Genomic DNA, 26,926 nt, shown 5'->3' on the forward strand with positions numbered 1-26,926 from the left:
GCGCGCCATGACCGAAACCACCCCCAAACCCCCTCTTATGCTCTATCTCGCAGCCCCGCGCGGGTTCTGCGCCGGTGTCGACCGCGCGATCAAGATCGTCGAAATGGCGATCGAGAAATGGGGACCGCCCGTCTATGTCCGCCACGAAATCGTGCACAACAAATTCGTGGTCGACGGGCTGAAAGAGAAAGGTGCGGTGTTTGTCGAAGAGTTGGAAGACTGCCCCGACGACCGCCCGGTGATCTTTTCCGCCCATGGTGTGCCGAAAGCCGTGCCCGCCGAGGCCGCCAAGCGCGAGATGGTCTATGTCGACGCCACCTGCCCGCTGGTCTCCAAGGTCCACATTGAGGCGGAGCGGCATTTTGAGAACGGGCTACAGATGATCATGATCGGCCATGCCGGTCACCCGGAGACCATTGGTACAATGGGACAGCTCCCTGAGGGCGAGGTTTTGCTGGTCGAAACCCCCGATGATGTCCCGGGACTTGAGGTGCGCGACCCGGAGCGTCTGGCCTTTATCACCCAGACCACATTGTCGGTCGATGACACGGTCGATGTGATCGCCGCTCTGCGTGCGCGCTTCCCGAACATCGTCGGCCCGCACAAAGAAGACATCTGTTACGCCACGACCAACCGGCAGGCGGCAGTGAAAGCCATTTCGTCAAATATTGACGCTCTTTTGGTCATTGGAGCGCCGAATAGTTCAAATAGCAAACGTTTGGTCGAGGTCGGCAAAGCCAATGGCTGCGCTTATTCGCAACTCGTCCAACGCGCCCCCGACATCGACTGGCGCGCGCTCGAGGGCATTTCTTCCGTGGGCATCACCGCCGGTGCATCGGCCCCAGAGGTCCTAGTCAATGAGGTGATCGACGCCTTCCGCGCCCGTTTTGACGTCACCGTAGAGCTGGTGGAAACCGCGCAGGAAAACGTCGAATTCAAAGTGCCCCGCGTGCTTCGGGAACCAGCATGAGCGACGCGGATCGCACCCTTCCGATCTACGATGCGCAGGCCAGCGCTTACGCTGCGCGCAATGCCGAGCTTTATGAATTGCCGCAGGCGCAGTCCTTTGTCGCCGCTCTGCCAAAACAGGCGCATATCCTCGATCTGGGCTGTGGACCCGGCCAGTACGCGAGCTGGTTCGCGGCACAGGGATTCCGTGTCGAGGCTTGGGACGGCTCTTCGGAAATGCTGACCCTCGCTGCGCAGCATGGCGGCGTCACCACACGTCTCGCCCGGTTTGAGGACCTGACCAACGAGGCCGCATTCGATGGCATTTGGGCCAATTTCAGCTTGCTGCACGCTGAACGTTCCGACCTGCCCGATCTGCTCGCCCGCATTCACCGCGCTTTGACGCCAAGCGGTGTGTTTCACATTGCAATGAAGCTCGGCACAGGCGCGGGACCGGATAAGATCGGGCGCTATTACACCTATTATGGTGAAGCCGAACTTGAGGACCTGCTCAGTGCAGCGGACTTCAAGATCATGGAGAAACACCTGTTTGACGGCGTGGGGCTTGACGGCACCGCCGGGCACTATATCACCCTGCTTTGTCATGGCTGAATTCTACGCATATACCGACGGAGCCTGCTCCGGAAATCCCGGCCCGGGCGGCTGGGGCGCCTTGTTGCAGGCAAAGGACGGCGACACGGTCGTCAAAGAGCGCGAGCTTAAGGGCGGCGAGGCGGAGACCACGAACAACCGGATGGAATTGCTCGCGGCGATCTCTGCTCTTGAAACGCTCGGACGCCCGACGTCTATCACCATCGTCACCGACAGCGCCTATGTGAAAAACGGTGTCACCGGCTGGATCCACGGCTGGAAACGCAACGGTTGGAAGACCGCCGCGAAGAAACCTGTGAAGAATGTTGATCTGTGGCAACGCATTGATGAGGCGCAAAAGCGGCATGATGTGACCTGGGAATGGGTCAAAGGCCACGCCGGGCACCCCGAAAACGAACGCGCCGATGAGCTGGCCCGCGCCGGTATGGCGCCGTTCAAAAAGGGTGCCACATGACGCCTCTGGCGGCCCTCGATTACGCCTCGGTCATCGTCTTTGCGATTTCCGGCGCATTGGCCGCCTCCCGTGCTCAGCTCGATCTTGTGGGCTTCGCCTTCGTCGCCTGTCTGACCGCCGTGGGTGGCGGGACGTTGCGCGACCTGTTGCTCAATCGCGATGCGGTGTTTTGGATCGAAGACCCGACCTACATCGTTATCGCGTGCCTTGTGTCGGCTGTGGTGTTCTTGACCGCACATCTGTTCGAGAGCCGTCAGAAAGCCCTCCTATGGGCCGATGCTGTGGCGCTTTCGGTCGCCGTGGCGGCGGGCGCCGGTGTCGCGCTCAAGCTCGGGCAACCGCCGGTGATCGTGGCCCTCATGGGGGTCGCAACCGGGTGTTTTGGCGGCATGATGCGGGACGTCGTTTGTAACGAAGTGCCTCTGATCCTGAAGCATGGCGAGCTTTACGCCTCGGCGGCTTTGGCCGGACCTCTGGCGCTTCTCATAGCGTCTCAATTTGAGATTCCGCGTCTTTTCGAATTTATTATATGTGCCATTGTGACATTCACGCTGCGCGCCGGAAGTCTTGCCTGGGGCTGGTCCCTGCCGGTCTACAAATCACGCCCACCCAAGAACTGAAGTCTTACGTTTTGATGTACCACGTTGCCGCCACCGCGAGACAGCAGGCGACGAACCACCCTCCAGGGCGGAACATCAGCCAGAGGCCAATGCCAAACATAATACGCGCGATCATGCCGGGAATGGACAGGAGCCAGATCATCTGCGCCCCCTGATCGCTTTCCACGCCCAGATCAACAGCATCGCGCCAAGCACAGCACCGACGAATCCCGCCGCCACGCCGGAGAGCATCAAGAGAAAGCGCAGCACCAATCCGCCGATCAACGCGCCCAACATGCCGATCACCACGGTGGTGATCAGGTCGGTTTTCAAATCCATCACGCGGGTCGCGATGAACCCAGCGGCGGCTCCGACGATGATGAGAAACAGAACCGGCATGGATCAGCGCCTCCGCCAGTGAGTCGGCACGATGATCAGCGCGCCCAGCGAGGACACGATGGCATTCAGCCCCGGAGAGCCGAAGCCGACGCCAAACATCAGTTTGACGAAATAGGCCAGAAACGCCCCGCCGACACAGATGATGATCGAGGGCAGGATGCCGTTGCGGGTGAAGCCCGTCTTTTCACAGAGGTAGCCAACGATGCCCGCGATGACGACCGTGCCGATCAGGATTGGAAACATAACGCGCCCCTAGTCGAACCGGCTGCCCTTCGGCAGATCCAGCCCTTTCAAAATCTCTGCAACAGGCATAGCACGTTTGCCCTCACGCTGCGCGGTGAGAATTTCGACCGCGTGGTCCCCGCAAGCGATTGTGAAGTCGTCCACCACCTCGCCGGGGCTGCCCGTGGCCCCCGTCACGCGGGACATGTGGAACTTGATGCGCTCGCTGTTGAGCGTGCCCCAGGCACCGGGAAAGGGCGAAAGCCCCCGGATTTGTCGGTCAATCTCAGTGGCGGGGCGGGTCCAGTCGATCTTTGCCTCGGCCTTGTCGATCTTACGCGCGTAGGTCACGCCATCCTCCGGCTGGAGCTCCGGGACGAGTTGATCCAGCGTGTCGAGCGCCACGGTGATGGCATCGGCGCCCATCTCGGACAGGCGATCATGCAGGAGCGCCGTGGTGTCCTCTGCCGTGATCTCGGTTTCCTGGCGCAACAATACGGGGCCGGTGTCGAGGCCTGCCTCCATCTGCATAATGCAGACGCCGGTTTCATTGTCGCCTTCGAGGATCGCGCGATGGATCGGCGCCGCGCCGCGCCAACGTGGCAAAAGCGAGGCGTGGATGTTGAGGCAACCACGCTTGGGCGCGTCGAGGATACTCTGCGGCAGCAACAGCCCGTAGGCCACGACCACGGCGATCTCGGCATTCAGGTCCTGAAACGCCGCCACATCCGCCGGGTCTTTGAAATTCACCGGATGGCGCACCGGCAGTCCAAGCTCCTCGGCGCGGGCTTGCACGGGTGTCGGGCGGTCTTTCTTGCCCCGCCCCGCCGGACGCGGCGGCTGGCAATAGACGCAGGCAATTTCATGCCCCGCCTCGACCAGCGCGTCCAGCACAGGCACGGAAAAATCGGGGCTGCCCATGAAGATTACTCTCATTTCATGGCTCCCATCTTCTTGGCCTTCTTCAGGAACATCTGACGTTTCACCGGCTTCAAGTTGTCGAAATACATCTTGCCGTTCAGGTGGTCGATCTGGTGCTGCACCGAAGTCGCCCAAAGCCCGACGAAATCGCGTTCTTCCACCTCGCCCGCCTCATTGAGAAACCGCACGGTGACGGCGCGCGGGCGAGAGATCACGGCGGACATGCCGGGCAGGTTGGGCGAGGCCTCTTCGTGTTCACGCAATTGCACGGAGGCATGGAGCACTTCGGGGTTCGCCATCAAAACCGCCTTGCCGCGCTCTTCAGAACAATCGACAACGGCCAATTGCTGCATCACGCCGATCTGCGGACCAGCCAAGCCATAGCCCGGCATGGCATCCATTGTCTCGACCATATCGGCCCAGATGGTGCGGATCTCCTCGGTGATCTCGGTGACCGGCGGCACAGCGGTTTTCAGGCGCTTGTCCGGGTAGGCCACAAAAGGGCGTTCTGTGGGCGTATGGGTCATGCGTAAATCTCCTCGAGACGGGCGCGGGTTTTCGCATCGAGCCGGTCGAAATGCACAAGCCCGTCGAGATGGTCGTATTCGTGCTGGGCGATGCGGGCCTCGGCGCCGATCATTTCGCCTGTGTGGCGCTGCCCGTCGAGATCGGTCCATGAGAGCGTTATGCCCACGGGCCGCGTCACGGTGGCGGTGATCTCCGGGATCGAGAGACAGCCTTCGTCCATTTCACAGGTCTCGTCAGAGAGGGCCTTGATCTCGGGATTGATCGCGACCAGCGGCGATTTTTCGCCCTCTTTCCACGTCGCATCCATCACGAAGAGCCGCAGCATCGCGCCCACTTGCGGCCCGGCCAAACCCCGACCGGGGGCATCATACATCGTCTCGAACATATCCGCGACCAGCGTGCGAATGTCGTCGGTGATCTCTTCCACCGGCGCGCAAGCCGTGCTCAGCCGCGCGTCCGGCCAGAGCAGGATCTCGCGCAGCGCCATCAGAGACGGGCCTTCTCGCGTTTGAGCTTTTGCATCTTGCGGGTGATCATCTGGCGCTTGAGCGGCTTGAGGTAGTCGATGAACAGCACGCCGTCCAAATGGTCGATCTCATGCTGCACGCAGGTCGCCCAGAGCTCGTCAAACTCTTGCTCATGCGCCTTGCCTTCGACGTCCTGCCAGCTCACGCGCACCATCTTCGGGCGCTCGACATCGGCATATTGACCGGGGATCGACAGACAGCCCTCTTCGTAGACATTGCGCTCGTCGCTTTTCCACGTCACCTCGGGGTTGATCAGAACCATCGGCTCCGGCGTGCCGTCCGCCTCCTTGGCGCAATCCATCACCAGCATACGCTGGATCACGCCGACCTGCGGCGCGGCCAAGCCGATGCCCGGCGCGTCATACATGGTTTCCAACATGTCGTCGGCCAGCTTCGCAAGCTCCTTGTCAAACTCGGTGACAGGATCGCAGTGCTTTTTGAGCCGCGGATCGGGGTGAATGAGGATCGGTTTCAGTGTCATGCCTTGCATTTAGTCAAACCAAGGGGGCCGCGCAACTGTACAGCGCTGAAATCGCGCAGCCCCTTTTGCAGGATTGCGGTTTTCTTTCGCCCCAAGGCGGGATTAGGCTCGCGGCGGACCTTCAAAGGAGCTTTGCATGACCCATCCGCTGTTCGACCCGATCATCCCCCGTTTTGGCACCCATTGCGCGAAATGGGACAAGATGGAGGACATCTACGGCGTGCCTTCCGAGGATGGGATTGCGATGTGGGTCGCGGATATGGATTTCCGACCGCCTGCCGTGGTGCAGTCCGCCGTGGAGAAAATGGCCGCACACGGTATTTACGGGTATCTGGGCGATGAGAGCGATTATCTGGCGGCCATCCAGTGGTGGATGAAAAACCGCCACGGTTGGGAAGTCAGCCCGGAGTGGATTTTCACCACGCATGGGCTGGTGAATGGCACGGCGCTCTGTGTCGACACCTACACGCAACCGGGCGATGGCGTAGTCCTGATGACCCCCGTTTACCATGCTTTCAGCCGGGTGATCAAAGCCGCCGGGCGCGAGGTGGTCGAATGTCCTCTGGCGCTTGAGGGTGGCAAATATGTCATGGATTTCGACGCCTGGGAGGCGCAGATGACCGGCAAGGAGACCATGCTGGTCTTCTGTTCGCCGCACAATCCGGGCGGTCGGGTCTGGAGCCGGGACGAGTTGGAGGCAGTGGCCGCGTTCTGCACGCGTCACGACCTCATTCTTGTGTCGGACGAGATTCACCACGATCTGGTGATGCCCGGACACAGCCATACGCCGATGGCGCTGATCGACGGGATCGAAGACCGGCTGATCATGATGACCGCGACCACGAAGACCTTTAACATCGCGGGTACACATTCCGGCAATGTCATCATCCCGGACGCCAAGCTGCGCGGCAAGTTTGCGGCACGGATGGCCGCTCTTGGGATTTCGCCCAACTCCTTTGGCGTCGAAATGGCCACCGCCGCCTATAGCCCCGAAGGGGCCGCTTGGGTCGATGAGTTGGTCGCCTATCTCGATGGCAACCGGCAGATTTTCGATGCGGCGATTGCGGAGATTCCCGGGTTGGCTTCAATGCCGTTGGAGGCCACCTATTTGGCTTGGGTCGATTTTTCCGGCACCGGCATGAGCGCCGAAGAATTCACTGCACGGGTGGAAAAATCCGCGCGCATCGCGCCGAACCATGGGCCGACATTTGGCAAGGGCGGGGAGCTTTACCTGCGCTTCAACCTCGCCACGCCGCGCAGCATGGTCGAGACGGCCTGCACCCGTCTCAAAGAGGCGTTCAACGACCTGCAGTAAGGTTAACGCGGCAACAAGGCGATCGGCGCGTCATCGGGCCGGTCGTAATCCAGAGGCGGCTTGTCGCTGGCCACGGTCGAGCGTTTGAACTCAAAGCTCATCTCATGCCCGTCGTCTTTCGTCGCCACGATCAGCGCCTGATAGAGGTGACGCGTGCCGTCAAAAACATCGACCAAACCACGCAGATGCTCGGTGTTGTCGCGATCAAGTGCAAAACCAGTGTCCCACGTGCGCAGGATCGGATAGGTCGCATCGCCAACCTTGACCCGCAGTCGCGAGCGGCGTTTGAGGTCACGCTTGCGGGCCAGCTCAAGACCTTCAAGCACCTCTTTGGGCAAAAAATCAGTCATGGTGGCCTCCCCCACTGTCTTCTTCTCACCAGAATGCTGCGCAGCATATGTGGTCTTTCAAAGTTTGGCGCAAACATGGTTTCGGTCAAGTTAACCGTTTCGACATGCTCCAAGATCGCCCCCGAGAGTCACCCGATTGCCGCAATTCTTTTAGTATTCTCAAGGGAGTCATGGAGATGTGTGTGATTGCGCACCATCTATGCGCCCTGACGCCTGTTTGCGCGCGAATGCAAAGCGGCTACCTCCATGTCACCACAAGCGGAGGACAGAGGGTCATATGGGCTATTTGCAGGACGGAACATGGCACGACGGCTGGTATGACACGACCAAGTCCGGCGGAAAATTCGAACGCACCACAGCGGGGTTTCGCAACTGGGTGACCCCGGACGGGCACCCCGGCCCAAGTGGCACCGGGGACTTCGCCGCCGAGAGCGGGCGCTATCACCTGTTTGTCTCCTACGCTTGTCCTTGGGCGCATAGGACCTTGATTTTTCGGGCTTTAAAGGGGCTTGAGGATCATATCACGATCTCCGTCGTCCATCCCGACATGTTGAAAGACGGCTGGACCTTTGGCACGGATTTCGAGGGCGCAACCGGGGACACACTGCTGGGCAAACGCTTTCTGCGCGAGGTCTATCTTGAGGCTGACCCGAAGGTCTCAGGGCGCGTCACCGTGCCGATCCTCTGGGACAAGAAAACCGCCACGATCGTCTCCAACGAATCGTCAGAGATCATTCGCATGTTCAATTCGGCCTTTGATGCGATCACCGGCAACACGCTGGATTTCTGGCCTGAAGAGCTGCGCGACGATATCGAGGCGATGAATGCCCGCGTCTATGAGCCGATCAACAATGGCGTCTACAAAGCTGGCTTTGCCACCACGCAGGCCGCCTATGACGAAGCCATCCACCCGCTGTTCGACAGCTTGGATGCGCTCGAGGAGGTCCTGTCAGAACGTCGCTACCTCTTGGGCGCCCCTTTGACCGAGGCCGATTGGCGCCTGTTCACCACGCTTATCCGGTTTGACAAAGTCTATCACACGCATTTCAAGTGCAACAAACGCATGTTGAAGGATTACCCCAACCTCTGGGCCTATACGCGCGAGCTTTACCAAATGCCCGGCGTCCGCGAGACCACGCATTTCGATCATATCATGCGGCACTATTTCTACAGCCATGACATGATCAACCCCAATCGCATCCTGCCGATCAGTCCGGAGATTGATTTCGACGCGCCGCACAAGCGTGGTTAACAGGCGTGATGAAAAGACCTTAACAAGCGGCGTCTCAGGACGCCGCTTTCCCGTAATGCGCCACCATGGCACTCAGATCGTCGGGATCGACCTGTTTCGGCACAAAGGCACAGGCATTCGCCGAATGCTGGAAAATCGACCCGTCCGAGAAAAAGCTCGAATTCGTGGTGAAAATCACCCGCGTTTCCGGGTGGCGATAATTGGCATAATCGGCGACCGCAAAAGCCGACCCCTCTTCCAGCACGAGATCGAGCACGATCAACTCCGGAGCGCTTTGCTGCAGAGCGGCAATCGCTTCGTCCTGGTCCTGAACGAGCGACACCTCCATCCTCTGCCGCTCCAGGTGACGTTTCCAGATCTGCCCAAGCTCGGGGCTGCTTTCGACGATCAATACTTGCATGCGCTCTCTGACCACGGCCCATACCGCGATCCGTTCATATCTCTCTGACGAGGGAAGTGGATTCGATAGGTCAAAGTAACGGACCTTTAACTTAATGGTCAATCGCGTCGGAGTCGCACCCCACAGCAGAAAAGCTAAGATTTTAACTTGCACTCCCGGGCTGGCCCGTCGAAACACATGTGAACAGGGGCGGCCCAAGCTCCCCTGAGCGGAGGGCTTATGAGCAAACATCGCGATCATGGTGGCGGTTTGGACGCCGCTGTCGCCCGATATGGCGGCGAGAAATCTGACTGGATCGATCTCTCGACCGGCATCAATCCGACACCTTACCCCATCGGCAACATTCCACAAAGCGCCTGGTCCTCACTGCCGGATGCCGCCGCCCAGGATGCGCTGATCCAGGCCGCTCGCGCCTTCTGGAACGTGCCGCGTGGGGCCGCCATCCTCGCCGCCCCCGGCGCCTCAAGTCTCATCGCACGCCTGCCTGCGCTTTGGCCTGTTGGGAGGGTCGAGATTCAGACGCCAACCTATAATGAGCATGCAGGAGCTTTCGGCGCGCAGGGGTGGACTGTATCGAACCAACCCGATCCGAGCGCGGACGTGCAGGTGATCGTTCATCCGAACAATCCCGACGGACGTCTGTGGCGGCAAGATGCGTTGACCGCATCCTATGTGATCATCGACGAAAGCTTTTGCGATGTGATGCCGGAGGCGAGCCTGATCGAGCGCGTTTCGGACGGGCGCACCATCGTGCTCAAGAGCTTTGGCAAATTCTGGGGGCAGGCCGGGCTGCGCCTCGGGTTTGCCATCGGCGCGCCGGAGCTGATCGACCGCTTGTCTGCCCTGATCGGCCCATGGGCCGTGTCCGGCCCCGCCCTGTCGGTTGGCACGGCGGCATTGAATGACGGCGCATGGTTCGCAGCGACGAATATCACATTAAAACACAAATCAGATAAATTAGACGGAATTATAGCAAATAAAGGTGCTAAAATTATTGGAGGCACGTCCCTCTTTCGTCTCTACGAGGTTCCCAATGCGCGTGCCTTTCAAGACCAGCTCGCCAAAGGCCGCGTCTGGTCGCGTATCTTTCCATATTCCGACACTTGGATGCGTCTTGGCCTCCCGCCAGAAGACAAATGGGATCAGTTGGAGGCCGCACTTTGAACACCGCCGCCGCGCTCTTTCTCGCTCTGGCGCTCGACGCGATGTTCGGGGAACCGAAATGGCTTTGGAACCGGATACCGCATCCGGCCGTCCTGATGGGTCGATTGATCGGCTGGGCGGATCGGCGGTTCAATCAAGGTGCCCGGCGTAAAGCCAAGGGCGTCCTCGTGATGACGGCTTTGGTGATCGGTGCCGCAGCACTTGGAATTGTACTGCGCCACATCCCGCTGGTCGAGATTGTGCTGGGCGCCATTCTTCTCGCCCAGAGGTCGCTGGTCGATCACGTCAAGGCGGTCGCGCGCGGGCTCGAGACCTCGCTTGCGGCGGGACGTCATGCCGTGTCGATGATCGTCGGACGGGACACGTCCGAAATGGACACCCCCGCCGTCGCACGCGGTGCCATCGAATCTGCGGCGGAGAATTTCTCCGACGGTGTGATCGCGCCCGCCTTCTGGTTCTTGCTCTTCGGTCTTCCCGGCATTCTGGTCTATAAAATCACCAACACCGCCGACAGCATGATCGGCTATCGCACCGAGAAGTATCGCGATTTTGGTTGGGCCGCCGCGCGTTTAGATGATCTGCTCAATCTGATCCCTGCCCGCCTCACCGCGCTCTTGCTGTTTCCGTGGCGGAACATGCGTGGATCACACGCGGCAAAGCTTTCGCTCTGGCAAGAGTTCTATACCGACGCCCGCCGCCATCGCTCCCCCAACGCCGGTTGGCCAGAGGCCGCCCTGTCGCGCAAACTTGGAGTCGCCCTCTCCGGTCCGCGGGCCTATCATGGCGAACTGCGCGACTACCCATGGGTCAATCGCTATGGCCGCGAAGCCACCGTCGGGGACATTGACGCCGCCTGCGTCCAGCTGTGGCGAGCATGGTCCATCGTTTTGTTCTGCCTCGCTTTCCTGTCATTTGCCTGACACGCTCTGCCCCGCTATCTTACCCCGAAATCTGACTTTAAAAGGTAACCTCATGCGTTCTCTCGGCCTTGTGCTCGCCCTCTCTCTCGCCTCCCCCGCTGTTGCGGATGTGTCCTGTGGCGGAAATTTCTCAAGCTTTGTCAATCAGATGAAGAAATCCGCCGTGAGCCAAGGTCATGCGCAGGCCAATGTCGACCGGTTCTTTGCCTCCGTCCGCCACACCCCCGCCGTCATCAAGGCCGACCGTGCGCAGGGCGTGTTTCAAAAGACATTCATCGACTTTTCCCGCGCTCTGATCAGCCAAAACCGGATTCAGAACGGCGCCGCAAATGCTTCGAAATACAAAAGCGTTTTCGACCGGATCGAGCGTGACTATGGCGTCTCTCGCGGTGTGCTTTTGGCCTTTTGGGCGCTGGAGACCGATTACGGCCAGGTGCAGGGCAATTTCAACACGCTGAACGCGCTGATGACCCTGAGCCACGATTGCCGCCGCCCCGAGTTGTTCCAGCCGCAGGTCTTCGCAGCACTCACCCTGTTCGAGCATGGCGATTTCGACCCGGCAACCACGCAGGGCGCTTGGGCTGGTGAAATCGGTATGGTTCAGATGCTGCCGAAAGACATCCTTGAAAACGGTGTCGATGGCGACGGCGACGGTCATGTGCGGCTCAAAACCTCCGCCCCCGATGCGTTGATGTCCGGTGCCAAAATGCTGCGGCATCTGGGCTGGCGCGCGAATGAACCGTGGTTGCAGGAAATCACCCTGCCCTCGACCCTCGACTGGTCGCAAACGGGCCTGAACCACAAAATGTCCGTGCGCGATTGGGAACGTCTCGGCGTCAAACCTCGCAGCGGATCGTTCCGCAATGGCAATCTTCAGGCCTCAGTGCTTTTGCCGATGGGCCGCAATGGTCCGGCCTTCCTCGCCTATCCGAATTTCGAGGTGCTGTTCGAGTGGAACAAGAGCTTTGTCTATGTGACCACCGCCGCCTATTTCGCCACCCGCCTCGAAGGTGCGCCGGTCTATAACGCGGGCAACCCGGATGCCGGGCTTTCGGGCGCGCAGATGAAACAGCTGCAACAAAAGCTCGTGAACATGGGCTACGATGTGGGGGGCGTGGACGGCATTCTGGGCGAGAAAACCCGTGAAGCGGTTCAAAGCGTTCAGGAAAAACTGGGCTTGCCGGCGGATGCCTGGCCAACGCCTGCGCTTTTGTCGCGCCTGTAAACCAAGGGCTCTTGGGGGCAGATGTCCGGGATGCACAGGACCTGTGTCCTCGCGGAGGCTTGCATTTTCTGAGTAAAATAGTTTGTTTTTCGCAAGCATCTGAATAACCAGTGAAAGTGACTCGCCATGACTGCCCCCACCATCCGCCGCATGCGGCATGAGCTGAAATTCCGCGACCTCACCGTGGCCAGCACCGAACGCCTGACCCCGCATATGATCCGCATCACATTGAGCGGGACCGATCTGGCGGATTTTGCCAGCGGGTCGTTTGACGATCACCTCAAGGTCTTCGTGCCCACGGGCGATGAGCCCGCCAAACGCGACTACACCCCGCGCCGCTTTGACACCGAAGCGCAAGAATTGATCATCGACTTCGCCGATCACGGCGAGGGCCCGGCGGCAAGCTGGGCGCGCGATGTGAAATCCGGGGATACGGTTCAGGTCGCAGGCCCGCGTGGCTCGCGTCTGATCGAAGGCGAGATCGCCCATTGGGTGTTGATCGGCGACGAAACCGCGCTCCCTGCCATGGGTCGTAAACTCGAAGAACTGCCAGCCGGCGTAAAGGTCACGATGATCGCCGCCGTGCCGGGCGCCGAAGATGAGCAAGTGATTGAAAGCACTGCCGACGTGACGACCCATTGGGTGCATCGCCCGCTGGATCAAGCGACCGAGGCTCAGCCCTTCTTGGACGCTCTGCCGCAGATCACGTTGACGCCAAACACCTTTGTCTGGATCGCCACCGAAGCCGGGATTGCCAAGCAATTGCGCGAGGCTGTGCTGGAGATGGGTCATCCGCTGCAATGGCTGAAAGCGGCGGGCTATTGGATCAATGGCGAGGCCGAAGCCTCCATCAAGGATCTCGACGCCCCCGCAGGTGGCCATGGTGGCGGCATGGGCAAAGGCAATGGAAAAGGCATGGGACGCGGTTAAGCGACCAGCGCCTCGGCCTTTTTCAGGTCCACGGACACCAGCTGCGAGACACCTTGTTCCTGCATGGTCACGCCGAACAGGCGGTCCATGCGGGCCATCGTCACGGCGTGGTGGGTGATGACCAAAAACCGCGTATCCGTGCGCTGGGTCATTTCGTCGAGCATATCGCAGAACCGCGTCACGTTGGCGTCGTCCAGCGGTGCGTCGACCTCGTCCAGCACACAGATCGGCGCCGGGTTCGCCATGAACACGGCAAAGATCAGCGCCAGCGCGGTGAGCGTCTGTTCGCCCCCCGACAAGAGCGACAGGGTCGACAATTTCTTGCCCGGCGGCTGACACATAATCTCAAGCCCCGCCTCCAGCGGATCGTCGCTTTCGACCATCATGAGCCGCGCTTCGCCACCGCCGAACAGATGCGTGAAGAGCATGGAGAAATTGCTGTTCACCTGCTCGAAGGCCGTCAGCAAACGCTCCCGTCCCTCACGGTTCAAAGAGGCAATCCCGGAGCGCAGCGTCTTGATCGCTTCTTCCAAATCCTGCTTTTCTTTCAAAAGGGTATCGTGTTCCTCACGCACCTCTTTCGCATCTTCCTCGGCCCTGAGATTCACTGCGCCTAGGCTATCGCGCAGCCGTTTCAACCGGTTCACATCGACCTCGATCACCTCATGCGAGGGGATTTTCTCCGGGTCGATGTCCAGCTCTTCCAAAAGCTTTGCGGGCGTGGTTTCCAACTCCTCACGGATACGCTCAAGCGCCGCCTCGACGGTTTCTTTCGCCGCATCGCGACGGGCCTCTGACGCAGCCCGCGTTTCGCGCGCCTCCGACGCCAAACGCTCCGCCTCGCGCTCCGCATGAACCGCCTCGCGCAGCCCCTCTTCGGCCACGGCCAAACCGTCAGACGCGCGTTTCCGACGATGCTCCGCCTCCTCGATCTGCGCCATCAAGGCCTCGCGTTTTTCCGCGATTTCCTCGGGCTGGGCGGCGGCCTCGTAAAGCTCTTCCTCGGTTGCTTCCTTGCGCTCCTGAAGCTCGGCAATCCGTTTGCCCGCGGTTTCCAGACGGTGCCGCCAGCCGGACAATTCCTTGGTGACTTCCTGCGAACGACGCGTGCGGGCCTCACCTTCGCGGCGAATTTCATCATGCGACGAGCGTTTCGTCATCATGGTGATCCGCGCCGCCTCGACCGCAAGTTTCACCTCTTCGATGTCCGAGCGCGCAGCCTGCAAATCCGGCAGCCCCTTCATCGTTTTTTCCGCCTCGCGCAGACGCTGCTCCGCCCCCCGCGCCTCTTCCTCGTGACGGGACACGGCGAGGCCGAGGTTCTCGACCTTGCCTTCGGCCAAGGTTTTTTCGTTCTCAACCCGTGACAGCATCCGCGCCGCTTCGGACATCGCGCGATCGGCATCGCGACGCGCTTCGCGGGCCATGCGGTCGGCTTCTGTCAGGCGGGCCAATTCCGCCTTCAGGTGTTCATGCGCCTGCGCCGCGCCGCCCGCCTTGGCCTCTGCCGCGACGAGTTCCTGTTTCAGGTCTTCAAGCCGGTTGAGCTGTTGCAAACGCAGCGCGGCGGCCGAGGGCGCATCCTCGGCGCCCGCACGATAGCCGTCCCAACGCCACATGTCGCCTTCGATCGAAACCAGGCGCTGGCCCGGTTCGAGATCGGCCTGCAACCGTGCGCCATCTTCGGCGCGTACCAACCCGATCTGCGCCAGACGTCGCCCCAGAACCGGCGGTGCAGTGACGTAATCCTCGAGCGCCTCCACCCCATTGGGCAGGTCCTGATCGTCCGGGTACTCCGGCAAAGTGACCCAACCGGAGGCCTGATAACTTTCAATCGAAGGCTGTCTTAAATCATCAGAAAGCGCCGCCCCGAGCGCTTTTTCATATCCTGATTTGACTTTCACCAAATCCAAAAGCTGCGCGCCGCCGATCTGGTCGCGGTCGAGCATTTTGGCCAAGGCCGCCACTTCCGCCTTCAGCGCGCCGACCTCGCCCTCGGCCTCGGACCGCGCGGCACGGGCCAACGCCTCGCGCGATTGCGCCTCTGTTCGGGCCTCGTCGGCCTCGATCAACATCGCCTCGGCCTCTTCGGTGCGGGCCACGGCTTCTTCCTGTCCAGCTTCGGCCTCTTCCAAAGCCTCCGCGGACTGCGCCAGCGTTTCGCGCGCGACTTCAACGGCCTCGCGCGCCCGATCCGCCTCGCCACGTGCGCGGTCCAATGTCTTGCGGTTGTCCTCGACCAGACGCGTCGCCGATTGATGACGGGCCGCGAGACGGGCGACGTCTTCGGTCATTTCGGTCAGCGTGGTTTCACGATCCGCCAGAATCTGGCTGGCTTCCGAGGCCTCGGCGGAGGCTTCCAACAGCTTCGGCTCATGACCTTCGGCGGCTTTGATCAGCTCGCGTTGTTCCCATTCCAGACGCGTGATGGTTTCGCCTGCATCCTTGTTGAGCTGTTCTTCGCGCGCCATGTCGGCAACCAGTTGGTCGATGCGGCGCGACAGGGTTTCGATCATCTCGCGGGCGCGGCGTTCCTCATCTGACAGTTGGTCACGGGACACGGTGAGACGCTGCAAGACAGCCGCCGCAATTGCCTCTTCCTCGCGCAGGGGCGGCAGGGCCTCTTCGAGTTTTTCGCGCTGTTTCGCGGCGTCGCGGGCGAGACGCTCGGCCTCAGACGCCTGTTTCAAACGGCTGCGCAGCACGTCTTCGGCCTCGGCGCGGGCCAGATCGGCATCGCGCCAACGGCGATAGTGCAAAAGCCCCTCGGCGTGGCGCAGCTCCGTGCCGATTTCGCGGTAGCGCGCGGCCTGGCGGGCCTGACGGGCGAGCGAGGCCAATTGGCTGGCAAGCTGTTCGATCACATCATCGACGCGGGCGAGGTTGGTTTCCGCGCCTTTGAGTTTCAACTCAGCCTCGTGACGGCGCTGATAGAGGCCCGAAATCCCGGCGGCTTCCTCCAAGATGCGACGACGCGCTTTGGGTTTGGCGTTGATCAGCTCTGAGATTTGACCCTGACGCACCAGCGCGGGCGAATGCGCGCCGGTGGAGGCGTCGGCAAAGAGCATGGAGACGTCGCGCGCCCGCACGTCTTTCGTGTTCACCTTATAAGCGGAGCCTGCGTCGCGGGTGATGCGGCGGATGATCTCGACCGAGTCGCTCTCGTTGAACCCCGCCGGTGCGAGGCGCTCCGAGTTGTCGATCATCAGACAGACTTCGGCGAAATTGCGCGCAGGCCGCGTCGAGGCCCCGGCGAAGATCACATCTTCCATGCCCGCGCCGCGCATGGCTTTGGGGCGGTTTTCACCCATCACCCAGCGCAGCGCCTCCAGAAGATTCGATTTGCCACAGCCGTTCGGGCCGACAACGCCCGTCAGCCCATCCGCGATCATGAGATCGGTGGGGTCCACAAAGCTTTTGAAGCCATTGAGACGCAGACGGGTGAAACGCAAACGAAGACTCTTTTCTGATTCCTATGAAGGAAAAGTCTTTGGGAGGGGTGGACGTGAGTCAACGGGGAAGACGCGAGATATGGGGAAAACCGACAAGTTATCCACAAAATATCGCATTTGCACGCCGCATACCACGCGAGACGGGAACCTTATTTCTCGGTCTTCTTAACAGCCGCGGCTTTCATCCGGGCCAAAAGTTCGGCTTTGGGTGCGGCTTTCCCGCCCGGCGCCTGACGCTTGTGTTCACCATGTTTTGGCGCTGCGGAGGGCTTTTTCGCGCCGCCCATTTTCGAATAATCCATCGGGATACCTCATGAGAGTTGGTCCTTGTGATGCCTTGAAATCGCAGCCTGGGCAAGCCCTGTCGCGCGGCACGGAGACCTCTCTCAGGAGAGCTTTCTCAACGCCAAGGCATCGTGTTGCAGGTGCCCGGCACCCAATCCTTGGCGCCCGGTCCGTCGGAGCAATCCAGCTGGGCTTTCGACATCGCCTGATCGCCGATGAAGGTGCCTTTCTTGAGCTTGCACTGGGTGACCTGCATCGCGGCGGTTTCCATTTGCAACAGGATCATGCGGCGCGAGGGCGGCGGGAAGACCATGTTGACGCGATGGACCTCGACGCAATTGCGGGTCTCTTCGGTGTAGACGCGGTAGCTGTTGCCGTCGACCTCGACGGTGGAAAACGCCGCGCGGGAATAGCCCAACGCGGGGCTGTCGGCCATGCAGGCGGGCAGCATAAGGGCGAGAACAAGAGGCGTAAGACGGTGTTTCATGACGCGAGACTGCGCCAGCTTGGTTAACCAAGGATTAACATCACCTCAGACCCGCAACCTCATCAGCTAAAACGACTGCATCCCGCCGCGTTTCGGATCGAGCAGATTCGACGGCCCGGTCTCCAGCACCTCGACCTCATCGCCCAGCACCATATTGCCCTCTTCCTCGACCACCATGTTCTGACCGAAGATGATCTTGCCCGACACGGATCGGTGAATGCGGCGCAGTGTGGCCAAGGGCTCATGCGGATGGGTTTGCTCGCCGGTTTGCGGGTCTTGGGTTGTCATCACACAGCGGTCACAGGGTTTGACGATCCGAAGCACGGTCGACCCGATGCGCAACACACGCCAGGTGTCCTCGCTCCAGGGCTCGATATCCCCCGCAATCACGACATTGGGGCGGAAGCGGCGCATTTCGACCGGCGAGGCCAGTTCTGCGTTCAGCTCGGCCAATGAGGCCTGCGTCGTCAACAACAGCGGAAAGCCATCGGACAGGGCGGTGTAGTGGCCGTCGGGCGCATAGATGCGATCCACCGGTCGGCGCGCATGATCGGGAAAATAGACCAGCCGCACCTCGCGTTCGAGTGCAGAGGACAAGAAATGAGAGGCGTAGTTTCCAGCGTCCTCGACGGCATCGACTTCGGTCGAAAACACCCGGACAGACACGGCAGCGCCGCTGGGGTACGGGACATCGAGGCGGCTGCCTTCAAAGGAAATCGAGACGCCGGTCTCCGTGTCGACCGCGTTCAAATGCGCCATTTGCGGCAGTTCACGCCGCGTCGCCACCTTGCCATTTGGATAAACCACGGCCCAGCGCCGGTCGCCGGCGATCCCAAAGCCCTGAACCTTGACGGCGGCGTGATCCGTACCGGTCAGACTTTTCACTGGGTAGGTGGTGATGCGCGCCAGTTTCATTGTCCCCCCGAACAGATTTCAAGAACTGCCTCGTACTAAACGATTCGGTACGAAAAGAGCAGTTGGCTCAAAAGACAGGCCCGGTCTTTGCCTAAGGCGTTTCGACATGAACTTGATCTATCACATAAAGTCGAAACGCCCGCTCCTCTTAGACGTTGCACTGCGTTTCTATTCAATTCCGGTTTCAGGTTTAAGCAGAAACGCTATTGGCGATGCGTTAAAACCTGCCAAGTGTCGATGGAGCTGGTGTCACGCGACGTTTTGACATGTATCAAAGATATAGGTTTTACCCCAATTATATTCAACAAAACGAATATGATTAGGAGACCTGAAATGAAACCTTCACGCGCGGCCGACCATTACGTGCCCACGTATTTCCTCGCCTCCTTGGGTGCGGGGGGACTCTCTGTCACCTTCTTTATGTATCTGATGTTCTGGGTGCCGCATCCAGGGCGTCCCGTTCCGGTGTTTGAAGACATTCTGGCGGCATGGGGCACCGGCAGCCTGCCGATGCGCCTAGGCCTTGCGGTGGCCATCGCGGGCATTGCCGTGTTCGTCTTTCTCAACCTCAAACTGCTGATCTGGAACCTGAGCCAGTACGCAGCACTGAAGAAAACCGAGCGCTACACGCAATTGCGCAACTCCAACGCTGAATCCACGCTTTTGGCGATGCCTTTGGCGCTCGCCATGTCGGTGAACGGGCTGTTCATCGCGGGGCTGGTGTTCGTGCCGAACCTCTGGAGCATTGTGGAATATCTCTTTCCCTTCGCGATGATCGCTTTTGGTGTCATCGGCTGGATCGCCCTGTCGATCATTGGCGATTTTCTGGGCCGCGTTTTGTCCAAAGGCGGCGTGTTCGATGTGACCTCGCACAACTCCTTCGCCCAGATGCTCCCGGCTTTCGCGCTCTCCATGGTCGGCGTCGGTTTTGCCGCCCCTGCCGCCATGTCGCATGTGCCTTGGGTGGTTGCGACCGCCCTCGTGCTCTCGACCTTCTTTGCCGTCGCCGCCTTGATCTACTCCCTCTTGGCGTTGACCACGGCGTTCAACTCGATGCTGCATTACGGCACCCACGAAGAATCCGGCCCCACGCTTTTGATTGTGATCCCGATCGTGACGATTCTCTCGATCCTCTTCATGCGGCAAAACCATGGTTTGCACACCTTTGACGGCCATTCCGACCCAGCCAGCACGATGATGTTCCTGGCCCGCATGCTGTCGCTTCAGGTCGTCTTTCTAGGCCTCGGCCTCGTGGTGTTGAAACGTCAGGGCTATTTCAAGGATTTCGTCTTTGGGACGAAAACTTCGGCGGGGTCTTATGCGCTCGTCTGTCCGGGGGTTGCCCTGTCTGTGCTGATCCAGTTCTTCGTGAATTCGGGGCTGGTGCAGGCCGGTGTGATTGCCAAGTTCAGCGTCACCTATTGGGCGATCACCGCCATCGCAATTGCGTTCCAAGTCGCCATGGTTGCCCTCGTGGTCCGCCTCAACGCGCAGCATTTTAGCCGCTCAAGCGCCGAAGCCGTTCCCGCGGAATAAGCCAGCTTCACACATTGAGCGCGCGTCATGGCCTCAACATGGCGCGCGTTTTTCATGAACGCATCTTTGCTTGCGGCCCCGCCTCTACATAGTAAACTCGCCCCTCGTGGCTTCAGGCCCGATAGCGATCAAAAGCGAGGTGCGGCAGCGGCATGATCTTTCATTTCGGACTTTTTCTCGGCTTCCAGCTGGTCGGCGAAATTCTCGCCCGGACGCTGTCCCTGAACCTCCCTGGCCCAGTCATCGGCATGATCCTCTTGGCTGCGCTTCTGTTGCTACAACCTCGCATCGGGCAAGCGATCGAGAAAACCGCCACCGGATTTCTCTCGCATCTGTCGTTGCTCTTCGTGCCTGCGGGCGTCGGCGTGGTGCAATATCTCGATCAGATTTCAGACATCGGTCTGCCTCTTGCGACCGCCCTTGTCGGCTCCACGGTCCTCTCCATCGCAGCGGGAGCTTTGACCTTCAAATATGTGAACCGCTTAAGAGGCGTCCCCGACGAAACCCCGGAATGAACGAGATTCTGAACATCTGGAGCTACCTCTCCGAAGGGCCGCTGTTGTGGCTCACCGTCACGTTTTTCGCCTATCTGATCGGGCTGGGCTGTTTCAACCTGTCGGGCAATAAACCCGTGGTGAACCCCGTCTTGATCTCGATGGTCCTGCTCTCTGCTCTGCTGGAACTCACGGACACCAGTTACGCAACTTTTTTCGAGGGCGCGCAATTCGTGCATTTCATGTTGGGCCCGGCCACTGTCGCCCTCGCCGTGCCGCTTTGGCAGAACTGGCAGCGCGTCAAGGCCGCCGCCGTGCCGATGCTGGCCGCTTTGGTTGTGGGTGGCACCGTCTCCATGGCCTCCGCCGTCGCCATTGGGTACGCCTGCGGGTTGCGCGGCGAATTGTTGCTTTCCCTGGTGCCAAAGGCCGCCACCTCTCCGGTCGCCATCGGGGTGTCCGAAGCCATCGGCGGCTTGCCGACGCTCACCGTGGCGCTGGTGCTGATCACCGGGGTCATTGGCGCGGTGGTGACCACGCCTTTGCTCAACGCCCTGCGCATCCGTGACTATCGCGGGCGCGGCTTTGCCACCGGCGTCGCCGCCCATGGCATCGGCACAGCGCGGGCCTTTCAGGTCCATGGCACGGCGGGGGCCTTCGCAGGCATCGGCATGGTGTTGAACGCCATCCTCACCGCCCTTGTCGCGCCGCTCTTCGTTCACCTGTTTTTCTAGGAGCAATCATGACCTTGAAGCTTCTCGGCATCTCCGGCGCTCTGCGGGCGCAGTCGACCAACACAAAGCTCATGCATGAGGCTGTGCGCCTGTTCGGGCCCTGTGATTTCACCCGCGCCAACCTGCGCCTGCCGCTTTACGACGCCGATCTGGAAGCCGAAGGCATGCCGCCCGAGGTCACCACCTTGGCCGAGCAAATCCGCGACGCCAATGCCGTGGTGATCGCGACACCCGAATATAACAAGATGATCCCCGGCCTGTTGAAAAACGCGCTCGACTGGATCAGCCGCACGGGGGTGAAACCTTGGGAACACAAACCCGTTGCGATCATGTCGGCGGCAGCGGGGCGCGCGGGTGGCGAGCGGTCGCAATATAGTTTGCGATGGGCCATGACGCCTTTCAACGCGCATATCCTGCAAGCGCCGGAGGTCTTGGTCGCGGACAGCTCGAACGCCTTCGACGACCAAGGGCGGCTCATCAATGAGCGCACGATTGCAGGGCTTGAAAAGCTGATGACAGCTTTGCGCGAGGCCGCCTCAAAGCCGGTTTGAAACTTCGATCAGATTGCCATCCGGATCGCGCAGATAAATCGACAGCAAAGGCCCCGTTGCGCCCGTGCGACTGACCGGGCCCTCTTCGACCCCAATGCCAATGCCCTCGAGATGCCGCATCCAGTCGGCCACAGGCATCTCGGTGAGGAAACATAGATCCCCCGAGCCCGCCTGCACATGCGCGGCCTTCGGATCGAACTCGCTGCCCACCTGGTGCAGGTTAATCTTCTGCGCCCCGAATGTGAGCGCATAGCGCGTTGAAGCGTCAGCAGGGTGAAACGTCTCGACCTCCATCCCCAGCGCCTCTGTGTAAAACGACACCGTCGCGGAAATATCGGCCACGGTCAGCACGAGATGATCGAGAGAGGTCACTTTCATAGACTCGCCTCCACGCGGAACTCCTCAGGAATAGCGTCGCGCCCCTCCAGCACGAGGTCAATCAAAACCTGCGCCGCGAGCGGTGCCATGCCGTAGCCGATCTTGAACCCGCCATTGGCGATAAAATGTCCGGCACGGTCGGGCCAGGCGCCCAGCATCGGCGCGCGGGATTTGGCGCGCGGTCGCACCCCGGCCCAGCGCCTGATTTCCTTCACATCCGCCAGCATCGGCACCGCCGCAATCGCCCGTTCCAAAAGCGCGTCGCATTGCGCGTCGGTCGTCTCTGGGTCCTCAAACTCACGCTCCGAGGTCGACCCAATCGCCGTCGTGCCATCCGCGTGCGGAATGACATGCAGGCTCTCGCCATAAAGCTGCGGCGCCTCGGGCAGCGACAGATCAAGCAGGATCGCCTGTCCTTTCACGCCATTGCCGACCTCTTTGCCAAAGGCCGCGTTAAGCGCTTTCAGCCCCCACCAGCCCGAGGCATGGATCACCGCGCCCTCCTGCGACCCTTCGCGCACGACCTCACCGCCCAGCGCCGTGATTGCGGTGGCCAGTGCTTGGCACGCCCGCCACGGGTTCAGCCGGGCCGAAAGCGTGTCTTGGATGAGATAGCCGGTCGGGCTGAGCGGCGCCCAATAGCCCGTCTCGCCCTGTGTCACGACACGCCACTCGGCCTTGCCTTGCCACAGGTCTTTCGCCTGATCTTCACGTTCACGGGCCAGTTGCAACTGACGCTCATCTTTGATCGCCTGCACCCGCCCCAGATTGCCATAGCCCGAGGACACGCCGCCTGTCGCCTCGACCTCCGGCCAATGTGTGCGCGCCAGTATCAGGCTCTGAAACTGAAACTCCTTCTTGGCATTCCAACGCTCCGGCGTGTGCGGCGCCAGCGCGCCGACGATCCCACCAGATGAGCCATGCCCGACGCCATGAGGATCGATCACCCGGACCTTTGCGCCGCGCTTCGCCGCCTCATAGCCACAGGACAGGCCAAAGGCGCCTGCGCCATAGATCGTGATTTCTGCTCTGCCCATATGCGCATTTACCCGTTGCAAGTGATACCGGCCCAAAGCATGGTCTGCCGGACCCGCCCTCTCATAAGCCATCCCATGACCAACGACCAGACTGCCCCACAGACGGCCCTACAAGCCGCGCAAATCGAATGGCGCGACGGGCAAATTCCCGTTTCGACGCAATTCGACGATCCCTATTTCTCGCTCGGCAACGGGTTGGAGGAAACGCGACATGTTTTCCTGTCGGGCAATGATCTGCCTGCGCAGTTGCGGGACGGGTTTCATGTGGCGGAACTGGGGTTTGGCACAGGGCTCAACATGTTGGCTTTGGCGCTCATGTGGGACGGGCCCGGCGTCGTGCGGTTCACCTCGTTCGAGGCCTTCCCGATGGAGACTGCCGACATTCGCACGGCCCTCGACGCATTCCCCGAAGCCGCCACGAGTGCCGGGCCGTTTCTTGACGCCTGGGCGCAGGGGCTGCGGCAATTTCGACTGGGTCAGATCGACGTGGATGTGAAAATCGGCGATGCGCGTGAGACACTTGCCGCTTGGGACGGTCAGGCTGACGCCTGGTTCCTCGACGGGTTTTCGCCCGCCAAGAACCCCGAACTTTGGGGCGAAGAGCTGATGCGTGAGGTCGGGCGTCACACCGCAAAAGGCGGCACCTTCGCGACCTACACGGCGGCGGGACATGTGCGTCAGAAATTGACCGACGCCGGTTTTACCGTCGAACGCATCCCCGGCTTTGGCCGCAAACGCCACATGAGCAGAGGCACTAAATCATGAGCCGCGACAACGCCACGCTGGGCACCCTTTTGATGATCGGCGCCACCTTCATCTTTGCGATGCAGGACGGCATCTCGCGGCATCTGGCGGGCGATTACAACGTCTTCATGATCGTGATGATCCGCTACTGGGCCTTTGCCGCTTTCGTCGTCGCCCTGTCGATGCGCCAGGGCGGGATTGCCAAGGCCTTGCGCTCCGAGCGTCCGAAATTACAGTTCTTTCGCGGCGCGCTTTTGGCCTTTGAAATTCTGGTCATGGTCACCGCCTTCGTGCGGATGGGATTGGTCGATGGTCCTGCGATTTTCTCCGTCTATCCCTTGCTGATCACGGCCCTCTCCGGTCCCATTCTGGGCGAGCGGATCGGCTGGCGGCGCTGGCTTTTGGTCGCGATCGGTTTTGTCGGCATCCTGATCATCATTCGCCCCGGCAGCGGTGTGTTTTCCTTCAATGCCATTTTCCCGATGGCCTCTGCTCTGGGCTTTGCGCTCTACGGGTTGCTCAATCGCTATGTGTCGCGCTTCGATGGATCGAATGTCACCTTCTTCTACACGGGCATTTCCGGCATGATCGTCACATCCTTGATCGGCGCTTGGTATTGGGAACCGATGCTGCCCTCGGACTGGCTTTGGATGGCTCTTCTGTGCGTCACCTCGATCACCGGGCATTACATGTTGATCAAGGCCTATGAGCTGTCCGAGGCCTCGGCGATTCAGCCCTTTGCTTATCTGCAACTGCCGTTTTCCGCCGTGCTGGGCATTCTGGTGTTCGGCGATGTGATCCGGGCCAATGTGGTGATCGGGGCCACCATTGTCGTCGGCGCCGGGGTGTTCACCTTCCTGCGCGCGCAGCAAGTCGCCCGCCGCACGCGGGTAAGATCTCGTTAAAGACTGTGACAGTCTCCAGCGTCTTTTGTGACAGTGCGTTAAGGGTTTGCCGTCGAAATATGACAGGCCATTAACCTCAACGACCTGACAGCATGTCCATCATATGGACGGGCCCCGTTTCTCCGTGCAGTCGCGCACGATAGACAGGGATACTCTCCGCGACGCGCATGACGTAATTCTGGGTCTCGCGAAACGGCAGGTGTTCAATCCAATCCACGGGGTCCACTTCGCCCGTGCGCGGGTCGCCGTAGCGTTTGATCCAATCCCGCGCCCGCGTCGGACCCGCGTTATAGCCCACGGCGACGAGCGGGATGTTGTCGCCAAACTCTTCGATCAATTGCGCCAGATAGGCCGAGCCCAACCGGGTGTTGATGATCGGATCGAAGAGCAGGCTGTCGGAATAGGTTTCAATCCCGACCTTCTCCGCCATGGCCTCACCTGTGCGCGGCATGAGCTGCATCAGACCACGCGCCCCGACATGCGACTGCGCCCTTGGGTAGAATTCGCTTTCGCGGCGGGCAATCGCCATGGCCAGCTCCGGCTCCACCGGCAGATCGGCCTCAGCCAAAGCGTGCAGCGGGTAGTAAGCACGGTTCAACACGATCCCCTGATCGGCGGCGAATTTCGCCACGAGAACAGCCAGGTAAGGATCGTGATCCAAAGCCAGATCGCCAAGTTGACCAAGCTCTTGCGGGGTCAGGCTTTCGCCCAGGTGACGCAGGAACCGTGCGGCAAGCGGCGTCTCTCCGGCCTCTTCCAAAAGGAGAGCCGCCTTCAAAACCGACGACCCCATGAAGCTCGCCTGTTTGTAATCCGCAAACCGCATTTCTCCCGTGAGCGCCGGGTCTAAAGGCAGGCCGATTTTCTCCGCCGACAACAACCCGTAGAATGCCGTCTGGAATTGCGCGCCAAAGGCATAGGCCGCTGCCGCATCGTCGCGGGCGCCCATGGCCTCAAGCGCGCGGCCCTCCCAATAGCCTGCGCGGCCCAATGAGATCGGCGTACCGACCGCCATGCGGAAACGGTTGAAATGGTCCAAAGCCAGCCCGGCGTCATCCAGATAGCGCAGCGCGATATAGCCCGACAGCCATTCGAGATCGGCGTAGTGATCCTGTTCGGGCGTCAAACCATGGCGCGAGGCGACGGAATAGGCGATCTTGCCCTTGCCGTCGCGCATCATCTGCCGCGCGAGCATCCGGCGACGGTTGCCCCATTCCACCGGTTCTCCCAGGCCATCAGCCGTGGAGTGTTGCAGCAAAAGCGTGGTGGCGTCTTCGTTGCGCCCGCGCCGCACCCGCCATTCGAACCGGGCATGCGCCAAGATCGGATGATCCGCCAAGGCCTCCGGGACGGCGGAGATCGCGTCATCGACGCCCGCTTCGTCCTTGACCAGTTTGCGCGCGGCCACGATGAGTTTGTCCCAGCCAGTCGGCAGGTTCGGCACCATCCGCAAGGCGTCGTCGAACCGCTCCCGCCACAACAGCATCTCAGCGCGCGCCACATGGTGTTTCGTCAGGATCGATCCATAGCGCGACAACAGGACTGTTTCCTCCTCGGCCCCCATCGGCAGGGTGTTCCAAGTCAGAACCGCCTGCGCCTGCGCATCCGCCGACATGTTCCGCGCCTCAAAGGCCGAGATCAACCGCAGCGCACCACGACCGGTTTGTGGCGGATAGGCCGTCAGGTAATCGATGACCGCCTTAGGGTCGGCATCGTTAGGGATCACCGCCTCGCCTTTTTCCGCCAAAAGCGGCAGGCCCGGCCAATCGGCGTTGCGTTTCAAGAAATCGCGGTACGCCTCAAAGCTGCCGCGCCCGGCCCGCAGGTAATCCCATTCGATGAGGTCACGCCCGATGCCCTGCGCCTCCTGACGGGCCAGATCCCAGTCCCCTTGGGCGCGCGCCTCATAGGCCCGCGTCAGCGCATCCGATTCGGGAGACGCGGCCATGGAAAATGGAGAAAGCAAAGCGAATACAAAAGCATAGACTGCTTTTGCGGAGGGCGTTTTGGGCATGATCTGGTCTTGTTCTTATGAGAGCTGCTCTGGTCTTGCAGACCAAAGTAACGGCTTCGAAATATGCGGCAACACAGATTCTTGTGAACGGGCGCGAAGGCGGCTAGTTTCCGCCGGACCTTTCAAGGCCGACTCAGGCCCATCGAC

32 protein-coding genes are annotated in these 26,926 nt (G+C 60.6%); 16 read left to right on the forward strand and 16 right to left on the reverse strand.

What is annotated here, in order from left to right; genetic code table 11:
- Window positions 1-7 precede the first annotated feature (7 nt).
- Genes ispH through HCZ23_RS06340 form a run of 4 tightly spaced genes read left to right on the forward strand, consistent with a single transcriptional unit; the run spans window position 8 to window position 2,634 of the window.
- Window positions 8-970, forward strand: a complete 963-nt coding sequence (gene ispH, locus HCZ23_RS06325) for a 4-hydroxy-3-methylbut-2-enyl diphosphate reductase (RefSeq protein WP_167600883.1) — start codon at window positions 8-10, stop codon at window positions 968-970.
- Window positions 967-1,560, forward strand: a complete 594-nt coding sequence (locus tag HCZ23_RS06330) for a trans-aconitate 2-methyltransferase (protein ID WP_167600884.1) — start codon at window positions 967-969, stop codon at window positions 1,558-1,560. Before ispH ends, HCZ23_RS06330 begins: the two co-directional genes overlap by 4 nt.
- Entirely contained in the window at window positions 1,553-2,014 is a 462-nt protein-coding gene (gene rnhA / locus HCZ23_RS06335) for a ribonuclease HI (RefSeq protein WP_167600885.1), read from the forward strand. The genes HCZ23_RS06330 and rnhA overlap by 8 nt, the downstream gene beginning before the upstream one ends.
- Window positions 2,011-2,634 (forward strand): trimeric intracellular cation channel family protein, encoded by a 624-nt coding sequence (locus tag HCZ23_RS06340; RefSeq protein WP_167600886.1) that lies wholly within the window; start codon window positions 2,011-2,013, stop codon window positions 2,632-2,634. Before rnhA ends, HCZ23_RS06340 begins: the two co-directional genes overlap by 4 nt.
- A 4-nt stretch (window positions 2,635-2,638) precedes the next feature.
- Here the strand turns inward: HCZ23_RS06340 and HCZ23_RS06345 are convergent, their stop codons facing one another.
- From HCZ23_RS06345 to def (HCZ23_RS06375), 7 genes are read right to left on the reverse strand one after another with little or no spacing between them, the layout of a single operon-like run.
- A complete protein-coding gene (locus HCZ23_RS06345; protein WP_167600887.1) occupies window positions 2,639-2,776 on the reverse strand; it encodes a hypothetical protein in 138 nt (45 codons plus the stop codon).
- Window positions 2,773-3,012 (reverse strand): GlsB/YeaQ/YmgE family stress response membrane protein, encoded by a 240-nt coding sequence (locus HCZ23_RS06350; protein ID WP_167600888.1) that lies wholly within the window; start codon window positions 3,010-3,012, stop codon window positions 2,773-2,775. The genes HCZ23_RS06345 and HCZ23_RS06350 overlap by 4 nt, the downstream gene beginning before the upstream one ends.
- 3 nt (window positions 3,013-3,015) lie before the next feature.
- The gene (locus HCZ23_RS06355; RefSeq protein WP_167600889.1) at window positions 3,016-3,255 is read right to left on the reverse strand and encodes a hypothetical protein; all 240 of its coding nucleotides are present in this window, start codon (window positions 3,253-3,255) and stop codon (window positions 3,016-3,018) included.
- Between the two features lie 9 nt (window positions 3,256-3,264).
- Window positions 3,265-4,170, reverse strand: a complete 906-nt coding sequence (gene fmt, locus HCZ23_RS06360; RefSeq protein WP_167600890.1) for a methionyl-tRNA formyltransferase — start codon at window positions 4,168-4,170, stop codon at window positions 3,265-3,267.
- Window positions 4,167-4,682, reverse strand: coding sequence for a peptide deformylase (gene def, locus HCZ23_RS06365; protein WP_167600891.1), 516 nt, complete (start codon window positions 4,680-4,682; stop codon window positions 4,167-4,169). The genes fmt and def (HCZ23_RS06365) overlap by 4 nt, the downstream gene beginning before the upstream one ends.
- Entirely contained in the window at window positions 4,679-5,170 is a 492-nt protein-coding gene (def, locus tag HCZ23_RS06370; protein ID WP_167600892.1) for a peptide deformylase, read from the reverse strand. Before def (HCZ23_RS06370) ends, def (HCZ23_RS06365) begins: the two co-directional genes overlap by 4 nt.
- The gene (def, locus tag HCZ23_RS06375; protein WP_167600893.1) at window positions 5,170-5,691 is read right to left on the reverse strand and encodes a peptide deformylase; all 522 of its coding nucleotides are present in this window, start codon (window positions 5,689-5,691) and stop codon (window positions 5,170-5,172) included. Before def (HCZ23_RS06375) ends, def (HCZ23_RS06370) begins: the two co-directional genes overlap by 1 nt.
- A gap of 136 nt (window positions 5,692-5,827) precedes the next feature.
- Here def (HCZ23_RS06375) and HCZ23_RS06380 point away from each other — a divergent pair, with 136 nt between their 5' ends.
- Window positions 5,828-7,006, forward strand: coding sequence for a MalY/PatB family protein (locus tag HCZ23_RS06380; protein WP_167600894.1), 1,179 nt, complete (start codon window positions 5,828-5,830; stop codon window positions 7,004-7,006).
- Between the two features lie 2 nt (window positions 7,007-7,008).
- Here the strand turns inward: HCZ23_RS06380 and HCZ23_RS06385 are convergent, their stop codons facing one another.
- Window positions 7,009-7,356: a hypothetical protein gene (locus HCZ23_RS06385; protein WP_167600895.1), complete on the reverse strand. Its 348-nt coding sequence runs from the start codon at window positions 7,354-7,356 to the stop codon at window positions 7,009-7,011.
- 277 nt (window positions 7,357-7,633) lie between these two features.
- Here HCZ23_RS06385 and HCZ23_RS06390 point away from each other — a divergent pair, with 277 nt between their 5' ends.
- Window positions 7,634-8,608, forward strand: a complete 975-nt coding sequence (locus HCZ23_RS06390; RefSeq protein ID WP_167600896.1) for a glutathione S-transferase family protein — start codon at window positions 7,634-7,636, stop codon at window positions 8,606-8,608.
- A 34-nt stretch (window positions 8,609-8,642) separates the two neighbouring features.
- Here the strand turns inward: HCZ23_RS06390 and HCZ23_RS06395 are convergent, their stop codons facing one another.
- Window positions 8,643-9,008 carry a response regulator transcription factor gene (locus tag HCZ23_RS06395; RefSeq protein WP_167600897.1) on the reverse strand — a complete coding sequence of 122 codons (366 nt, stop codon included), beginning with the start codon at window positions 9,006-9,008 and terminating at the stop codon, window positions 8,643-8,645.
- 219 nt (window positions 9,009-9,227) lie between these two features.
- Here HCZ23_RS06395 and HCZ23_RS06400 point away from each other — a divergent pair, with 219 nt between their 5' ends.
- From HCZ23_RS06400 to HCZ23_RS06415, 4 genes are all read left to right on the forward strand, one after another.
- On the forward strand, window positions 9,228-10,172 hold the full coding sequence (locus tag HCZ23_RS06400; protein ID WP_167600898.1) for a threonine-phosphate decarboxylase: 945 nt from the start codon (window positions 9,228-9,230) through the stop codon (window positions 10,170-10,172).
- Window positions 10,145-11,092, forward strand: a complete 948-nt coding sequence (gene cbiB / locus HCZ23_RS06405) for an adenosylcobinamide-phosphate synthase CbiB (protein ID WP_254869975.1) — start codon at window positions 10,145-10,147, stop codon at window positions 11,090-11,092. The genes HCZ23_RS06400 and cbiB overlap by 28 nt, the downstream gene beginning before the upstream one ends.
- Before the next feature lie 52 nt (window positions 11,093-11,144).
- Window positions 11,145-12,317: a lytic murein transglycosylase gene (locus HCZ23_RS06410; protein WP_167600899.1), complete on the forward strand. Its 1,173-nt coding sequence runs from the start codon at window positions 11,145-11,147 to the stop codon at window positions 12,315-12,317.
- Window positions 12,318-12,443: 126 nt separating this feature from the next.
- Window positions 12,444-13,247: a siderophore-interacting protein gene (locus HCZ23_RS06415; protein WP_167600900.1), complete on the forward strand. Its 804-nt coding sequence runs from the start codon at window positions 12,444-12,446 to the stop codon at window positions 13,245-13,247.
- Here HCZ23_RS06415 and smc read toward each other — a convergent pair.
- From smc to HCZ23_RS06435, 4 genes are all read right to left on the reverse strand, one after another.
- Window positions 13,244-16,699, reverse strand: coding sequence for a chromosome segregation protein SMC (smc, locus tag HCZ23_RS06420; protein WP_167600901.1), 3,456 nt, complete (start codon window positions 16,697-16,699; stop codon window positions 13,244-13,246). The two genes, HCZ23_RS06415 and smc, sit on opposite strands and share 4 nt — an antisense overlap.
- Before the next feature lie 149 nt (window positions 16,700-16,848).
- Window positions 16,849-17,001, reverse strand: a complete 153-nt coding sequence (locus HCZ23_RS06425; protein WP_167600902.1) for a hypothetical protein — start codon at window positions 16,999-17,001, stop codon at window positions 16,849-16,851.
- Between the two features lie 98 nt (window positions 17,002-17,099).
- Window positions 17,100-17,471 carry a hypothetical protein gene (locus HCZ23_RS06430; RefSeq protein ID WP_167600903.1) on the reverse strand — a complete coding sequence of 124 codons (372 nt, stop codon included), beginning with the start codon at window positions 17,469-17,471 and terminating at the stop codon, window positions 17,100-17,102.
- A gap of 66 nt (window positions 17,472-17,537) precedes the next feature.
- Complete coding sequence (locus HCZ23_RS06435; RefSeq protein WP_167600904.1) at window positions 17,538-18,386, reverse strand: MOSC domain-containing protein; 849 nt, start codon at window positions 18,384-18,386, stop codon at window positions 17,538-17,540.
- A 333-nt stretch (window positions 18,387-18,719) separates the two neighbouring features.
- Between HCZ23_RS06435 and HCZ23_RS06440 the strand changes: the two genes are divergently transcribed.
- From HCZ23_RS06440 to HCZ23_RS06455, 4 genes are all read left to right on the forward strand, one after another.
- On the forward strand, window positions 18,720-19,922 hold the full coding sequence (locus HCZ23_RS06440; protein ID WP_167600905.1) for a hypothetical protein: 1,203 nt from the start codon (window positions 18,720-18,722) through the stop codon (window positions 19,920-19,922).
- Between the two features lie 152 nt (window positions 19,923-20,074).
- Window positions 20,075-20,437 carry a CidA/LrgA family protein gene (locus HCZ23_RS06445; RefSeq protein ID WP_167600906.1) on the forward strand — a complete coding sequence of 121 codons (363 nt, stop codon included), beginning with the start codon at window positions 20,075-20,077 and terminating at the stop codon, window positions 20,435-20,437.
- Window positions 20,434-21,150, forward strand: coding sequence for an LrgB family protein (locus HCZ23_RS06450; protein WP_167600907.1), 717 nt, complete (start codon window positions 20,434-20,436; stop codon window positions 21,148-21,150). The genes HCZ23_RS06445 and HCZ23_RS06450 overlap by 4 nt, the downstream gene beginning before the upstream one ends.
- Before the next feature lie 8 nt (window positions 21,151-21,158).
- On the forward strand, window positions 21,159-21,701 hold the full coding sequence (locus HCZ23_RS06455) for an NADPH-dependent FMN reductase (RefSeq protein ID WP_167600908.1): 543 nt from the start codon (window positions 21,159-21,161) through the stop codon (window positions 21,699-21,701).
- Here HCZ23_RS06455 and HCZ23_RS06460 read toward each other — a convergent pair.
- Both HCZ23_RS06460 and HCZ23_RS06465 read right to left on the reverse strand, forming a co-directional pair.
- The gene (locus tag HCZ23_RS06460; RefSeq protein ID WP_167600909.1) at window positions 21,687-22,079 is read right to left on the reverse strand and encodes a VOC family protein; all 393 of its coding nucleotides are present in this window, start codon (window positions 22,077-22,079) and stop codon (window positions 21,687-21,689) included. The genes HCZ23_RS06455 and HCZ23_RS06460 overlap by 15 nt on opposite strands.
- On the reverse strand, window positions 22,076-23,116 hold the full coding sequence (locus HCZ23_RS06465; RefSeq protein WP_167600910.1) for an FAD-binding oxidoreductase: 1,041 nt from the start codon (window positions 23,114-23,116) through the stop codon (window positions 22,076-22,078). The genes HCZ23_RS06460 and HCZ23_RS06465 overlap by 4 nt, the downstream gene beginning before the upstream one ends.
- A gap of 75 nt (window positions 23,117-23,191) precedes the next feature.
- Here HCZ23_RS06465 and mnmD point away from each other — a divergent pair, with 75 nt between their 5' ends.
- Window positions 23,192-23,881 (forward strand): tRNA (5-methylaminomethyl-2-thiouridine)(34)-methyltransferase MnmD, encoded by a 690-nt coding sequence (mnmD, locus tag HCZ23_RS06470; RefSeq protein ID WP_254869976.1) that lies wholly within the window; start codon window positions 23,192-23,194, stop codon window positions 23,879-23,881.
- Window positions 23,878-24,765 carry a DMT family transporter gene (locus tag HCZ23_RS06475; RefSeq protein ID WP_167600912.1) on the forward strand — a complete coding sequence of 296 codons (888 nt, stop codon included), beginning with the start codon at window positions 23,878-23,880 and terminating at the stop codon, window positions 24,763-24,765. Before mnmD ends, HCZ23_RS06475 begins: the two co-directional genes overlap by 4 nt.
- A 76-nt stretch (window positions 24,766-24,841) precedes the next feature.
- On the opposite strand, the gene HCZ23_RS06480 is transcribed toward HCZ23_RS06475, so the two are convergent.
- Window positions 24,842-26,779 carry a lytic transglycosylase domain-containing protein gene (locus HCZ23_RS06480; RefSeq protein ID WP_167600913.1) on the reverse strand — a complete coding sequence of 646 codons (1,938 nt, stop codon included), beginning with the start codon at window positions 26,777-26,779 and terminating at the stop codon, window positions 24,842-24,844.
- Window positions 26,780-26,926 lie beyond the last annotated feature (147 nt).

The organism is Celeribacter sp. HF31 (assembly GCF_011806455.1).
In the GTDB taxonomy this organism is placed as follows: Bacteria; Pseudomonadota; Alphaproteobacteria; order Rhodobacterales; family Rhodobacteraceae; genus Celeribacter.